Here is a 16,259-nt window from a genome sequence, read left to right on the forward strand (position 1 = left end):
AAGCGGACCGCGCCGCGGACGTGGGTGACCCAGTAGTCGGCGTCGAACTCGGTGACCGGCTCGCCGGTGACGTTCGAGACTATCGGTATAACCGGCTGACTGTATGACAAAGAGTCAGCTATACCGCGGAACTCCTCCAGCATCGGATCCATCAGCGGCGAGTGGAACGCGTGGCTCACCGTGAGCTGCTTGGTCTTGCGGCCCAGCTCGGCGAAGTGGGCCGCGACGGCCAGGACGGCGGCATCGTCGCCCGAGATGACCGTCGAGTTCGGGCCGTTCAGCGCGGCAATGGTCACACGGTCTGACCGATATACCGTCGAGATCAGATCATTCGGCGCGTCAACGGTCATACCGTCTGACGGATATGCCGTCGACTCTGACGTGTTCGGCGCAGCGACGGTCACACTGTCAGACGGATATACCGTCGACTCCGACCTGCTCAGCGCAGCGGCGGTCATACGGTCAGACAGATATACCGAAACCTCCGCCTCGGTAGCCTGGATCGCGACCATCGCGCCGCCGGTCGGCAGCGCCTGCATCAGTCGGCCGCGCGCCGCGACCAGCTTGACGGCGTCGGCGAGCGACAGCACCTCCGCGACGTGCGCGGCCGCCAGCTCGCCGATGGAGTGGCCGACCAGGTGGTCCGGCGTCACGCCCCAGTGTTTGAAGAGCCGGTACAGCGCGACTTCCAGCGCGAACAGCGCGGCTTGGGTGTAACTGGTCTGGTCGAGCAGGGCCGCGTCGGGCGATCCCGCGTCGGCGAACATGACCATCCGCAGTGGGCGGTCCAGGTGCGCCTCGAACCCGGCGCAGATCTCGTCCAAAGTGTCGGCGAACACGCCGAACGCGTCGTACAGCTCGCGTCCCATCCCGGCGCGCTGGCTGCCCTGCCCGCTGAACAGGAACGCCGACCCGCCGGTCTCGGCCGTGCCGGAGACGCCTCCCCCGGCGGCGAGCGCGGCCAAGCCGTCGAGCAGCTCGGCCCGATCCGCACCGGCGACGACCCCGCGGTGCTCGAACCGGGCCCGCGTGGTCAGCGACGCGGCGACGTCCGCCGGCTCGACGTCCGGGTGTTCGGTCAGGTGCGTGTGCAGGCGTCCGGCCAGCGCGTACAGGGCGTCCTCGGTCTTGGCCGAGAGGGTGAGCGGCACGACCGCCGGCGCCGCGACCTCCTCGGAGGGCTCCGGTTCGCCGGCCTGCTCGAGGATGACGTGCGCGTTCGTCCCGCTGATGCCGAACGACGACACACCCGCGCGGCGCGGCCGCCCGGTCTCCGGCCACGGCGTGGCCTCGGTGAGCAGCGCGACCGTGCCGTCGCTCCAGTCGATGTGCGGTGACGGCTCGTCGGCGTGCAGGGTCTGCGGGAGCAGGCCGTGGCGCATCGCCAGGACCATCTTGATCACGCCGGCAACACCCGCGGCAGCCTGCGTGTGCCCGATGTTGGACTTGATCGAGCCGAGCCACAGCGGGTCGCCCACGCGGTCGGCGCCGTAGGTCGCGATCAGCGCCTGCGCCTCGATCGGGTCGCCGAGCGAGGTGCCCGTGCCGTGCGCCTCGACGGCGTCGACGTCCGAAGTGGACAGTCCAGCGGAGGTCAGCGCCTGGCGGATGACGCGCTGCTGGGACGGGCCGTTGGGCGCGGTGAGGCCGTTGGACGCGCCGTCCTGGTTGACCGCGCTGCCGCGGACCACGGCGAGCACCGGGTGGCCGTGGCGGCGGGCATCCGACAGGCGCTCCAGCACGAGCATGCCGATGCCCTCGCCGGAACCGAACCCGTCGGCGGCCGCGCCGAACGCCTTGCAGCGGCCGTCGGCGGCCAGGCCGCGTTGCCGGCTGAACTCGACCAGCATCTCCGGCGTCGACATCACCACGACGCCACCGGTGAGCGCCATCTCGCACTCGCCGTTGCGCAGGGCCTGCGCAGCTAGGTGCAGGGCGACCAAAGAGGACGAACAGGCCGTGTCCACAGTGACCGCCGGGCCTTCGAGCCCCAGTGTGTAGGAGATCCGGCCCGACGCGACGCTCGCGGTGTTGCCGGTGCCGAAGTAGCCCTCGACGTCCTCGTCGGACGCGTGCAGCCGGGTGCCGTAGTCGTGGTAGGTCAGGCCGACGAACACGCCCGACCGGCTGCCCCGCAGTGTCGCGGGGTCGATGCCCGCGCGCTCGACCGCTTCCCAGGACGTCTCCAGCAGCAACCGCTGCTGCGGGTCCATCGCCATCGCCTCACGCGGGCTGATCCCGAAGAACGCGGGGTCGAAGTCGGCGGCGCCGTCGAGGAAACCGCCCTCGCGGACGTAGCTGGTGCCGGCCGCGTCCGGGTCGGCGTCGTACAGGGCCGCCAGGTCCCAGCCGCGGTCGGCCGGGAACGGCCCGATGGCGTCACCGCCGGCGGAGACCAGGTTCCACAGGTCGTCGGGATTCCGGACGCCGCCGGGGAACCGGCAGCTCATCGCCACGATGGCGATCGGCTCGTCGGTCGTGGTGATGACGGCCACCGCGGTGGCCGGGGCGGGCGCGGTCCCGGCCAGTTCGCCGCGGATGTGGCGAGCCAGCACGTCGGCCGTCGGGTAGTCGAACACCAGCGTGGCGGGCAGCTTCAGACCGGTGGCCGCGGTCATCCGGTTGCGGAAGTCGACCGCGGTCAGCGAGTCGAACCCGAGGTCGCGGAAGGCCAGCCCGGCGTCGATCGCGTCGGCGGACGCGTGCCCGAGCACCCCGGCCGCCTGGCCGAGCACGACTTCGAGCACGGCCGCGTGCTGGTCCTTTTCGGACAGTCCGGCGATGCGCGCGGCCAGCCCGGTCGGCGCTTCGGCCGCGACGACCGGCTTCTCGGCCAGGATCGCGGCCGCTTCCGGGATCTCGCTGATCAGCGGGCGGGCCCGGCCGGCGCTGAACGCGGGCACGAACTTGTCCCAGTCGATGTTCGCGATCGCCAGGAACGTGTCGTCGTGGTCGAGCGCCTGCTGGACGGCGCCGATCGCGACGTCCGGCGCCATGTCGGCGCTGCCGCGGCGGCGCAGGACCTCTTCGACGACGCCTTCGGCCATGCCGCCGCCGGACCAGTGGCCCCAGGCCAGCGACGTCGCCGGCAGGCCGAGCGCGCGCCGCCGTTCGGCGAGCGCGTCGAGGAAAGCGTTACCCGGCGCGTAGTTGCCCTGCCCGGCCAGGCCGAACGTGCCAGCAAAGGAGGAGAACAGGACGAACGCGGACAGGTCGAGATCGCGGGTCAGCTCGTCGAGGTTGACCGCGGCGGTGACCTTGACGCGCAGGGTGCGCTCGTACTGCTCGACGGTCAGCTCGTCCAGGATGTTGTCGTCGAGCACGGCCGCGGTGTGCACGACCGCGGTGAGGTCCGGAACGGACGCGATCAGGGCGGCCAGCGCGTCGCGGTCGGCGACGTCGCAGGCCGCGGTGGTGACGCGGGCGCCGAGCGCGACGAGCTCGGTCTCCAGCTCCGGCGCGCCCGGGGCATCGAGGCCCCGGCGGCTGGTCAGCAGGACGTGCTCGGCGCCGGCCCGGGCGAGCCAGCGGGCGACGTGCCCGCCGAGTGCCCCGGTGCCGCCGGTGACCAGCACCGTTCCTTCGGGACGCCATTGCCGCGCGGCCGGCGGCCGGGCGTGGCTCGGGTCGCGGACGAGCCGGCGCGCGAACGCTCCGGCCGCGCGCAACGCGACCTGGTCCTCGCCGTCGTTCGCGGCGAGCACCCCGGCGAGGTCACGCAGGTCGGTGGCGCCGGCCAGGTCGGCGAGGCCACCCCAGCGCTGGGGGTGTTCCTGGGCGACGACGCGGCCGAGGCCCCACAGCAGGGCCTGGTGCGGGTGCGTCAGGGTGTCCGCCGGGTCGACCGAGACCGCACCGCTCGTGGTGATCCACAGTGGAGCGTCGATCCCGGCGTCGCCGAGGGCCTGGACGAGGGTCAGCGTGCCGGCCACGAACGCGGGCACGGCGGGGTAATCGGGGTGCGGCCGGTCGTCGGCCGCGAGGAACGAGACGACACCGGACGGCACGGCGTCCGGGCAGGCGTCGCGCAGCAGCGTGGCCAGCGTGGCGCGGTCGATCGTGGCGGCGTCGACGACGACCGGCACGACCGTGGCGCCTTCGAGCGCGGGAGTTTCGCCGGTGTCCGGGACGATCGCAAGCCAAATCCCGTCCGGTGTACTTCTGTTCTCGGGCAACGGCTTCCAGGTAACGCGGTAGCGCCACGAGTCCAGTTCGGACCGCTCCTGCTCCTGGCGTCGCCAGGACGACAGCGCGGGCAGCAGCGCGCCGAGCGACTCGGCCGCGCCGGCGTCGACGGCGAGAGTCCGCGCGAGCCCGTCGATGTCGCCCGAGTCCACTGCGGACCAGAATCGAGCCTCCGGTTCGGAGACGGTGACCGGCGCGACGGCGTCCGGGTCCTCCTCCAGCCAGAACCGCTCACGCTGGAACGGGTAGGTGGGCAGGTCGTGTTCCGGCGCGGGCACCACGCCGAACGTCTGCGCCCAGTCGGGCGTTGCGCCGTGCATGTGCGCCTGGGTCAGCGCGCCGAGGAACTGGTCCGCGCCGCCTTCGTTGCGGCGCAGGGTGCCGACAGCCGTCGCGTCCGCGCCGAAGTCGTCCACAGTGTCCTGGACGCCGACGGTGAGCACCGGGTGCGGGCTGCACTCGACGAACACGGAGTGGCCGCGCGCGAGGAGTTCCCGGGTGATCGGCTCGAACCGGACGGTGTTGCGGAGGTTCTCGTACCAGTACCGGGCGTCGAGGCGAGTGGTGTCGATCGGCTCGCCGGTCACCGTCGAGTAGAACGGGACGTCGGCCTGACGTGGCCGGATCGGCGCGAGCAGGTCGAGGAGTTCGGTTTCCAGGGACTCGACGTGCGCGGAGTGTGACGCGTAGTCGACCGGGATCTTCTTGGCCCGGACGTCCCGCTCGGCGCAGTGTGCGACCATTTCGTCCACCGCGTCGGCGTCGCCGGAGACGACGGTGGAGCGCGGGCCGTTGACCGCGGCCACCGACAAGCGCCCGTCCCAGGCCGCGACCAGCTCGACGACGGCGTCGTGGCGGAGCGGCACCGACACCATGCCGCCCCGCCCGGCCAGGGCGAGGATCGCCTTGCTGCGCAGCGCGACGACCAGGGCACCGTCCTTAAGCGACAGTCCACCGGAGACGACCGCGGCCGCGATCTCACCTTGAGAGTGCCCGACCACGGCCGACGGCTCGACGCCGTGCGCGCGCCACAGCGCGGCCAGCGAGACCATGACCGCCCACAGCACCGGCTGGACGACGTCGACCCGGTCGAACCCGGGCGCACCCTCGACGCCGCGCAGGACGTCGAGCAGCGACCAGTCCACATGGGACGCCAGCGCCGCCGCGCACTCGTCGATCCGCGCTGCGAACACCGGCGACGCGTCGATCAGCTCGACGGCCATGCCGGCCCACTGCGAGCCCTGACCGGGGAAGACGAAGACGGACTTGACGTCACCACGCGCGGTCCCGGCGCCCAGCTCACCGTGAGCCAGTGCGTCGAGGGCGGTAAGCGCTTCCTGGTGATCGGCCGCCAGGAACGCGGATCGGTGTTCCAGCGCCGCCCGCGAGACGGCGAGCGCCCGGCCCACCGACGTCAGGTCGGCGTCCGGGTACCGGGCCAGGTAGGTGCGCAGCTGCGCGGCCTGCTCGGCCAGCGCGGCGGGGGTACGGCCGGACAGCACCAGCGGCACGGCGCCGCCGACCAGGCCCGGTTCGGCTAGCGCCGGAACGGCGTCGGGTGCCTGCTCCAGGATGATGTGCGCGTTCGTGCCGCTGACGCCGAACGCGGAGACGGCGCCGCGCCGGGCGCGTCCGGTCTCCGGCCACGGCGTCCGCTCGGTGAGCAGCGACACCGCGCCCGCGTTCCAGTCCACATGGGACGACGGCTGGTCGACGTGCAACGTCTGCGGGAGCACGCCGTGTTCGAGGGCCTTGACCATCTTGATCACGCCGGCCACGCCGGCGGCGGCCTGGGTGTGGCCGATGTTCGACTTCACCGAGCCGAGCCACAGCGGGTCGCCCGGCCGGTCCTGGCCGTAGGTGGCGAGCAGGGCCTGCGCCTCGATCGGGTCGCCGAGCACCGTGCCGGTGCCGTGCGCCTCGACGGTGTCCACATCGGATGGACGCAGCTTTGCGTTGCCGAGTGCCTGGCGGATCACGCGCTGCTGCGACGGGCCGTTCGGCGCGGTCAAGCCGTTGGACGCGCCGTCCTGGTTGATCGCGCTGCCGCGGATCACCGCGAGCACGGGGTGGCCGAGCCGCTGGGCGTCGGACAGCCGCTCGACGAGCAGCATGCCGACGCCCTCGCCCCAGCCGGTGCCGTCGGCGCCCTCGGCGAACGCCTTGCAGCGGCCGTCCGGGGAAAGGCCGCGCTGGCGGGAGAACTCGACGAACGCCCGCGGCGTCGACATCACCGTGACGCCGCCGGCCAGCGCCAGCGAACACTCGCCGGTGCGCAGCGCCTGGACCGCGAGGTGCAGCGCCACCAGCGACGCCGAGCACGCGGTGTCGATCGTCATGGCCGGGCCCTCGAGCCCGAAGCTGTAGGCCAGCCGGCCGGAGACCACCGCGGCCGAGTTGCCGGTGGCCAGGTAGCCCTCGATCTCGTCGGCGACGCTGTCGACGACGCCCGCGTAGTCCTGGCCGTTGGTGCCCACGAAGACCCCGGCCCGGCTGCCGCGCACGCTGTCCGGATCGACGCCGGCGCGCTCGAACGCTTCCCACGAAAGCTCGAGCAGCAGCCGTTGCTGCGGGTCCATCGCGACGGCTTCCCGCGGCGACACCCCGAAGAACCCGGCGTCGAAGCGGTCCGCGCCGGAGATGAACCCGCCCTCGCGGACGTAGCAGGTGCCCGCGTGGTCGGGGTCCGGGTGGTACAGCCCCGGGAGGTCCCAGCCGCGGTCGGCCGGGAAGCCGCCGATCGCGTCGCCGCCGGCGGCCAGCAGCTCCCACAGGTCCTCGGGGCTGCGGACGCCGCCGGGGAACCGGCAGCTCATCCCGACGATCGCGATCGGCTCCCTGGCCTTCTCGTCGGCCTGCCGCAAGCGGTCCTGCGCCTCTTGCAGGTCACGGGTGACCCGCTTGAGGTATTCGCGCAGCTTCTGCTCGTTCGCCATGTTCAGTCCTGTCGCAGTTCGTGGGTACGCCGGGCCGCCTCGGTCACGAGGTGCCGAACTTCTTGTCGATCAGCGCGAAGATCTCGTCGTCGGTCGCGTCGTCCAGCTCGTCGCCGAGGGCGGCGGGGACGTCCGCGGCCTGGTGCCAGGCCGTGCCCAGGTCCTTGAGCCGGGTGCCGATCCGGGCCCGGGCTTGTTCGTCGGGGGCCAGGTCGGTCAGCTCGTCGGGGCCGAGCGCGGCGAGTGCCGCCTCCAGCCGGTCCAGTTCGTCCAAAAGGGACACCGGGCCGGGGCCCTGTGCGGGCATCAGCTCGGCCCGCAGGTGCGCGGCCAGGGCCCGCGGGGTCGGGTGGTCGAACACGAGCGTCGCGGGCAACGACAGCCCGGTCGCCGCGTCGAGCCGGTTGCGCAGCTCCACTGCGGACAGTGAGGTGAAGCCCAATTCCTTGAAGGGCCGGGCGGGTTCGATCGCGCCGGTGTGCCCGAGCACCAGCCCGGCGGTCTCGCGGACGAGGTCCTCCAGCAGCCGGGTGCGTTCGGCGTCCGGCACGGCGGCCAGCCGCTCGGCGAACCCGCGTTCGTCCACTGTGGATACTTCCGGTTGCGGCGCGAGCTCGGCCAGCAGCGGGCTGGGCCGCGACGCGGTGAACCCGGGCGCGAACACCGGCCAGTCGACGTCCGCAACGGCCACGAGCGCGGACGGTTCGGCGACACCGAGGGCGGTGACGGCGACCCGCGGGTCCATGGCGGCGAACCCGGCGCGGCCGAGCCGGTCGCCGACCGCGCCGGCGGCCATGCCGTCCCCGGCCCAGGCACCCCAGGCGATCGAGGTGGCCGGCAGGCCGTCCGCGCGACGTTGCTCGGCGAGCGCGTCGAGGTAAGCGTTTGCCGCGGCGTAGGACGCCTGGCCGGCGTTGCCGACCGTCCCGGCGAACGCGCTGAACAGCACGAACGCGCTCAGGTCGCCGGTCAGCTCGTGCAGGTTCGCCGCCGCGGTCGCCTTCGCCGCCAGGACGTCGGTGAAGCGGTCGGCGGTCAGCGCGTCGAGCACGCCGTCGTCGAGCACGCCGGCGGTGTGCACCACCGCGCCGACGGGGTGTTCGGCGAGGAACGCGGCCAGCTGGGCGCGGTCCCCGGCGTCGCACGCGGCGATGGTGACGTCAGCGCCGAGTGCGGTCAGCTCGGTTTCGAGGGCGGCCGCGCCGGGGGCGGCGGGGCCGCGGCGGCTGATCAGCAGCAGGCGTTCGGCGCCCTGGCCGGCCAGGTACCGGGCGACGGCCGAGCCGAGCGCGCCGGTGCCGCCGGTGATCAGCACCGGACCGGCGGCGGCCCAGTCGACGTCGCCGCGTCCCGGGCGGGCCGGGGTCAGGCGGCGGGCGAACAGGCCGTTGGTGCGGAGTGCGAGCTGGTCTTCACCGGTGCTGCCGGTCAGGACGCCGGCGAGCCGGGCGGCCGCTCGGTCGTCGAAGTGCTCGGGCAGGTCGATCAGCCCGCCCCAGCGGCGTGGGTGTTCGAGCGCCGCGGTGCGGCCGAGGCCCCACAACATGGCCTGGTCAGGCCGGGCCACGCGGTCGGCCGGGTGCGTGGCGACCGCGCCGCGGCTCGCGACCCACAGCGGCGCGTCGATGCCCGCGTCGCCGAGCGACTGCAGCAGCGTCGTGGTCACCTGCGGGCCGAGCCCGCCCAGGGCGAGCACGCCGTCGACGTCGTCGAGCGAGGCCAAGCGGATGGTCAGGGTCTCGCGGTCCGTGTCGTTGGTTTCGAGGATGGTGACCGCGGCGGCCTTGGTGAATGCGTCGATCGCCGGGTCGTTCGTTTCTCCCGGCGGAACTACGACGAGCCATGAGGCGAGGTCGCCGGGGACCGGATCGTCCATTGGCCGCCAGATGATGCCGTAGCGCCAGGTGTCCACAGTGGACGTCTTGGCGGGCTGTCGTGCGGTGGTTTCGAGCCAGAACCGCTCCCCCTGGAACGGGTAGGTGGGCAGGTCGAGCAGCGCGCGCCTTCCCCCGAAGACCGCGGCCCAGTCCGGCTCCACACCGGCGACGAACAGTGTCGCCAGGGCGGTCCGCAGTGCGAACGGTTCTTCTCGGTCACGACGTTGTGCGGCGACGAACACCGCGGGTTCGGTCACGCAGTCCTGGGCCATGCCGGTGAGCACGCCGTCCGGGCCTAGTTCGACGAAGGTGTCCACGCCCGACGCTTCCAGCGTGCGAACGCCGTCGAGGAACCTCACGGCCTCACGGACGTGCCGCACCCAGTAGTCCGCGTCGAACTCGACGATCGGCTCACCGGTGACGTTTGAGACTATCGGTATAACCGTCTTACTGTATGTCAGAGACTCTGCTATACCGCGGAACTCGTCCAGCATCGGATTCATCAGGGGCGAGTGGAACGCGTGGCTCACGGCGAGGTGTTTCATCTTGCGGTCGGCAAAGTGCTCTGCCACGGCCAGTACTGCGGCCTCGTCGCCGGAGATCACCGTCGAGTTCGGGCCGTTCAACGCCGCAACGGTCACACGGTCTGACAGATATACCGACACCTCCGCCTCGGTCGCCTGGATTGCGACCATTGCACCGCCGGTGGGGAGCGCCTGCATGAGACGGCCGCGCGCGGCCACCAGCGTTGCGGCGTCGGTCAGCGTCAGGACGCCCGCGACGTGGGCCGCGGCCAGCTCGCCGATCGAGTGGCCGAGCAGGTGGTGTGGGGTGATGCCCCAGTGTTCGAGCAGCCGGAACTGGGCCACGCCCAGCGCGAACAACGCGGCTTGGGTGTAGACGGTCTGGTCGAGCAATGCGGCAGCCTCGGTGCCTTCGGCGGCTTCGGCGGCCTCGGCGGCTTCGGCGGCTTCGGCGGCTTCGGCGGCTTCGGCGGCTTCGGCGGCTTCGGAGCCAGCCTCGATGCTGGCAGCGGCCTCGGCGGCGGGCTCGGCGAACATGACCTCCTTCAGCGGGCGGTCCAGGTGGGCGTCTAGGTGGGCGCAGACCTTGTCCAGCGCGTCGGCGAATACCGGGAACTCTCGGTACAGCTCGCGGCCCATTCCCGGGCGCTGGCTGCCCTGGCCGGTGAACAGGAAGGCGATCCGCCGCCCTTCGGAGGCCTCGCCGGTGGGGACGGACGGCGCGCCGGCGGCTAGGGCGGTCAGGCCGGCCAATAGCTCGGTTCGGTCGGCCGCGACCAGTGCGGCGCGGTGGCGGTGTGCGGACCGGGTGGTGCTCAGGGCGTGACCCAGCTCGGCCGGGGTCAGGTCAGGCGACGCGGTGACGTGTGCGGCTAGCCGGGCGGATAGAGCCCGTAGGGCCGGCGCTGAGCGGGCGGACAGGACGATGGGGCCGTCATCGAGAGACTCGTCGGCGGCCTCGAAAGCGGGGGCCGCTTCCAAGACGACGTGTGCATTGGTGCCGCCGATGCCGAATGATGAGACTCCGGCTCGGCGCGGGTGGTCGGTGTCGGGCCAGGGCGTCGCCTCGGTGAGGAGCGCGACCGTGCCTTCGCTCCAGTCGACCTCGGGGGTCGGCTCGTCGATGTGCAGTGTCTTCGGCAGCACTCCGTGGTGCATCGCCAGGATCATTTTGATGACGCCGGCCACGCCCGCCGCGGACTGTGTGTGGCCTAGGTTGGACTTCACCGAGCCCAGCCACAGCGGCGCGTCCGTGCGGTCTCGGCCGTATGTTGCGATCAGGGCTTGTGCCTCGATCGGGTCGCCCAGTGAAGTGCCGGTGCCGTGGGCTTCGACGGCGTCCACATCGGACGGTGTCAGGCCCGCGTCGGCCAGGGCTTGGCGGATGACTCGTTGCTGCGACGGGCCGTTCGGGGCGGTCAGGCCGTTCGACGCGCCGTCGGAGTTCACCGCGCTGCCGCGCAGCAGGGCGAGGACGCGGTGGCCGTTACGCTGGGCGTCGGACAGTCGTTCGAGCAGGATCAGGCCGACGCCCTCGCCCCAGCCGGTGCCATCCGCGCCGGCGGCGAAGGCCTTGCAGCGGCCGTCGGCGGACAGCCCGCGCTGGCGGGAGAACTCGACGAACGCGCCCGGCTTGGACATCACCGTCGCGCCGCCGGCCAGGGCCAGCGAGCACTCGCCGCCCCGCAGCGCCCGCGTCGCGAGGTGCAGCGCCACCAGCGACGCCGAACAGGCCGTGTCCACCGTGACCGCGGGGCCCTCGAGCCCGAAGGTGTAGGCGACGCGGCCGCAGACGACCGACGCCGCGTTGCCGGTGAGCAGGTAGCCCTCGACGCCTTCCGGCGACTCGTGCAGGCCCGGCGCGTAGTCCTGGCCGTTGGTCCCGACGAACACGCCGGTTTCACTGCCCCGCAACGAATCCGGGTCGATGCCGGCGCGCTCGAACAGCTCCCACGACGTCTCCAGCAGCAGCCGTTGCTGCGGGTCCATCGCCAGCGCTTCGCGGGGCGAGATGCCGAAGAAACCGGCGTCGAACTTGTCGGCGTCGTAGAGGAACCCGCCTTCGCGGGCGTAGCAGGTGCCCTTGTGGTCGGGGTCCGGGTCGTAGAGCGCGTCGAGGTCCCAGCCGCGGTTGGCCGGGAAGGGCGCCATCGCGTCACGGCCCGCGGCCAGCAGGTCCCACAGGTCCTCGGGGCTGCCGACGCCGCCGGGGTAGCGGCAGGTCATCGCGACGACGGCGATCGGGTCGTCGGCCACGGCCTTGACGACCGCGTCGACCGGGGTGACGTCGCTCTCCCCCGCCTCGCCGCCGAGCAGCGCGGCCAGGTCCAGCGGCGTGGGGTGATCGAACGCGACGGTCGCGGGCAGCTTCAGCCCGGTCGCGGCGCTGAGCCGGTTGCGCAGCTCGACCGAGGTCAGCGAGTCGAAACCCAGTTCGCGGAACGCGCGGCGCGGTTCGATCGCGCTCGGCGAACTGTGCCCGAGCACGCCCGCGACGTGGGCCCGCACCAGGTCGAGCAGGAACCGGTCGCGGTCGGTGCCGGTCAGCGCGGCCAGCTGCCCGGCGAACCCGGCGGGGGCCGGAGTGTCCGTTGTGGACGGTGTGAAGCCACCGAGCAGCGGGCTCGGCCGGGACGCGGTGAACACCGGCACGAACCGGTCCCAGTCGACGTCCGCGACGACCGAGACGGTGTCGCCCTGCTTGATCGCCCGCGCGATACCGGTGACGGCGAGCGCGGGGTCCATCGCGACCAGGCCGTCGCGGCGGAGGCGGTCGCCGCGCAGGGTGTCGTCGGCCAGGCCGCCGCCCGCCCAGTGGCCCCAGCCGATCGCGGTGGCCGGGAGCCCGTCCGCCGCGCGCTGCTCGGCCAGGGCCTCCAGGAACGCGTTGGCGGCGGCGTAGTTGGCCTGGCCCGCGTGGCCGACCGTGCCCGCGAAGGAGGAGAACAGCACGAAGGCGTCCAGGTCGCCGGTCAGCTCGTGCAGTGCGAGGGCCGCGTCGAGCTTGGGGCGCAGGACGTCGTCGAAGCGGTCGTCGGTCAGGGAGGAGATGACGCCGTCGTCGAGGACGCCGGCGGTGTGCACCACGGCCGTCAGGTCGAGGCCGTCGAGCAACGCGGCCAGCGCGTCGCGGTCGGCGACGTCGCACGCGGCGATCGTCACCTCGACCCCGAGCTCGGTCAGCTTTCCGCGCAGCTCTTCGGCACCCGGTGCGTCGGCGCCGCGGCGGCTGGTGAGCACGAGGTGCTCGGCGCCGTTCGCGGCGAGCCATTCGGCGACCTGGCCGCCGAGCGCGCCGGTACCGCCGGTGACCAGCACGGTTCCACGCGGCTGCCAGCCGTCGGCAGCCGGACGCGGCTGGGCCCGGACGAGCCGGCGGGCGAAGACACCGGAGTCGCGCACGGCGAGCTGGTCCTCACCGGTCCCGGCCAGCACCGCGGCCAGCCGGGCCGCGGCCCGCTCGTCGAGGGTCTCCGGCAGGTCGAGCAGGCCGCCCCAGCGGTCCGGCTGCTCCAGTGCGGCGACCCGGCCGAACCCCCAGGCCAGGGCCTGATCGGGGTGCCGGACGCGGTCGCCGCGGCCGGTGGTGACCGCGCCGGACGTGATCGTCCACACGGGAGTGTCCAGGTCGGACTGCAGCAGCTTCCTCGTCGTGGTGAGCGCTTCCCGGCCGTCGCCGACCAGGGAGACGATCCCGGCCAGGGGTTCGTCCGTCGGCTCGCGGCGGACGTCGGCGCCGTGCGCGGTCAGGGCGTCGGCGACGCCGAGGTCGTCTTCCCCCAGTACCAGCCAGACGCCGGACAGCTTCGTGCGCTCGACGTCGACCGGCTCCCAGGTGACGCGGTACCGCCAACCATCCACAGTGGACGACTCCAGATGCCGCCGACGCCACGCGGCCAGCGCGGGCAGCACGTCGCGGAGGGTGTCCGCGGGCAGGCCGAGATCGAGGTCCGCGCGGTCGACGGCGGCCCAGAAACCGCCGTCCGAGCCGCCCGCGGCAGGCGCGGGGGCGTCGAGCCAGTACCGGTCGCGCTTGAACGCGTAGGTGGGCAGGTCGACGATCCGACCGCCGCCGAACACCTTCGTCCAGTCCGGCGAGATGCCGTGGACGTGGGCGTCGGCCAGCGCGGTCAGGAACCGGCGGAGGTCGCCTTCGTCCCGGCGGAGGGTGCCCAGCGCGACGCCGAGATCGTCCACAGTGTCCTGAAGACCGATCGTCAGCACCGGGTGCGGGCTGCATTCGACGAACACCGAGTGGCCGCGGGCGAGCAACGCGCGGGTGGCGTCCTCGAAGCGGACGGTGTTGCGGAGGTTGTCGTACCAGTAGCGGGCGCCGACGATCGTGGTGTCGATCGGCTCGCCGGTCACCGTGGAGTAGAACGGGATTTCGGACGCGCGGGGCCGGATCGGGCCGAGCACGTCGAGGAGTTCGGCTTCGAGGGACTCGACGTGCGCCGAGTGCGACGCGTAGTCCACCGGGACCCGCTTCGCGCGGATCTCGCGTTCCGCGCAGCGATCCATCAGCTCGTCGAGGGCGTCCGCGTCGCCGGAGACGACGGTCGAGCGCGGGCCGTTGACCGCCGCCACCGAGATCCGGTCGTCGATCAGCTCGGTGACTTCGGCGTGCGGCAGCGGGATCGAGACCATGCCACCGCGTCCGGCCAGCGCCAGGATGGCTTTGCTGCGGAGGGCGACCACGCGGGCACCGTCCTCGAGGGACAGCGCACCGGCGACGACCGCGGCCGCGATCTCGCCCTGCGAGTGGCCGACCACGGCCGACGGCTCGACGCCGTACGACCGCCACAGCGTCGCCAGGGAGACCATCACCGCCCACAGCACCGGCTGCACCACGTCGACCCGGTCGAACCCGGGCGCGCCTTCGACACCGCGCAGGACGTCCGTCAAAGACCAGTCCACAAAGGACGAGAGGGCCGTTTCGCACGAGGTCATCCGGGCCGCGAAGACCGGCGACTCGTCGAGCAGCCCGACGGCCATGCCGGCCCACTGGGAGCCCTGGCCGGGGAAGACGAACACGGACTTCGCGCCACCACGGGCCGAGCCGCGCACCGCGGCCGGGACGACGTCGCCGCGACCCAGACCGGCCAGGACGTCGAGGGCCTCTTCGCGCGAGGCGGCCGCGAACGCGACCCGCTCGGGCAGCGCCGCGCGCGTCGTCGCCAGCGACCAGGCGAAATCGGGCAGGGCGAGGTCGGGGTCGGCCAGCCGCTCGGCGAGCCGGGCGGCCTGCTCGGTAAGCGCTTCCGCGGATCGGGCCGACAGGACGACCGGAACCACACCGGACACAGCGGACGGCAACGTCTCGGCAGCGGGCGCCTGCTCCAGCACCGCGTGCGCGTTGGTGCCGCTGACGCCGAACGACGACACCGCCGCGCGGCGCGGCCGGTCGGCCTCGGGCCACGGCCGGGCTTCGGTGAGCAGTTCGACGGCCCCGGTGGACCAGTCGACGTGCGGCGTCGGCGCGTCGACGTGCAGGGTCCGCGGCAGCGCGCCGTGGCGCATCGCCATGACCATCTTGATCACGCCGCCGACACCGGCGGCGGCCTGGCTGTGCCCGATGTTGGACTTCAGCGACCCGAGCCAGAGTGGCGTCTCGCGGTCGCGGCCGTAGGTGGCGATCAGGGCCTGCGCCTCGATCGGGTCGCCCAGGGTCGTGCCGGTGCCGTGCGCTTCGACGGCGTCCACTTCGGACGGTGTGAGCCGTGCGTTGGCCAGTGCCTGCCGGATCACCCGTTGCTGCGCGGGACCGCTCGGCGCGGTCAGGCCGTTGGACGCGCCGTCGGAGTTCACCGCGCTGCCGCGGACCACGGCGAGCACGCGGTGCCCGTTGCGCTGCGCGTCGGACAGCTTTTCCAGCACGAGCATGCCGGCGCCCTCGGCCCAGCCGGTGCCGTCCGCGGCGGCGGCGAACGGCTTGCAACGGCCGTCCGCGGACAGCCCGCGCTGACGGGAGAACTCGATGAACGTCGCGGTCGTCGACATCACGGCGACGCCGCCGGCGAGCGCGAGCGTGCACTCGCCGGACCGCAGGGCCTGCCCGGCCAGGTGCAGCGCGACCAGCGACGACGAACACGCCGTGTCGACGCTGACCGCGGGCCCTTCGAGACCGAGGGTGAAGGCGACCCGGCCGGAGGCGACGCTGCCCGCGCTGCCGTTGCCCAGGTAGGCCTCGACGTCGGCGGGCGCGTGCGGCAGCCGGGAGCCGTAGTCGTGGTACATCACGCCGGCGAACACCCCGGCGCGGGTGCCGCGCACCGACTCCGGCGGGATGCCCGCGCGTTCCAGGGCCTCCCACGAGATCTCCAGCAGCAGGCGTTGCTGCGGGTCCATCGCCAGCGCCTCACGCGGGGAGATGCCGAAGAACTCCGCGTCGAACTCGTCGGCGTCGTGCAGGAAACCGCCCTCACGGGCGTAGAACGTGCCCGCGTGGTCGGGGTCCGGGTGGTAAAGCGCGCCGAGGTCCCAGCCGCGGCGCTCGGGGAACCCGGCGACCGCGTCCCGGCCCTCGTCGACCAGCTCCCACAGGTCTTCGGGCGAGCGGACGCCGCCGGGATAACGGCAGCTCATCCCGACGATGGCGATCGGTTCGGCGTCGCGCTCCCGCTCCTCGCGCAGCTCCCGCCGGACCTGCCGCAGATCCGTCGTCACCCGCTTGAGATAGTCCCGCAGCTTGTCCTCAGTGGACATTCAGCTCACCCCAGCCCGTCGGCATGTCGCCC

2 protein-coding genes (1 of these 2 only partly in view) are annotated in these 16,259 nt (G+C 73.0%); both read right to left on the bottom strand.

The features are described from left to right. Positions 1 to 7,121, bottom strand: partial view of a type I polyketide synthase gene (locus tag ACLJQZ_RS04300; RefSeq protein WP_410618706.1) — the 5' portion only. Its footprint begins 40,444 nt before the window's first position; the window shows 7,121 of its 47,565 coding nt (coding positions 1-7,121); its start codon is at positions 7,119 to 7,121; its stop codon lies beyond the left edge, outside the window. Positions 7,122 to 7,164: 43 nt separating this feature from the next. Beyond that, a complete protein-coding gene (locus ACLJQZ_RS04305) occupies positions 7,165 to 16,227 on the bottom strand; it encodes a type I polyketide synthase (protein ID WP_410618707.1) in 9,063 nt (3,020 codons plus the stop codon). Positions 16,228 to 16,259: the final 32 nt, after the last annotated feature.

The sequence above is a fragment of the Amycolatopsis sp. cmx-8-4 genome (assembly GCF_046548675.1).
Taxonomy (GTDB): domain Bacteria; phylum Actinomycetota; class Actinomycetes; order Mycobacteriales; family Pseudonocardiaceae; genus Amycolatopsis.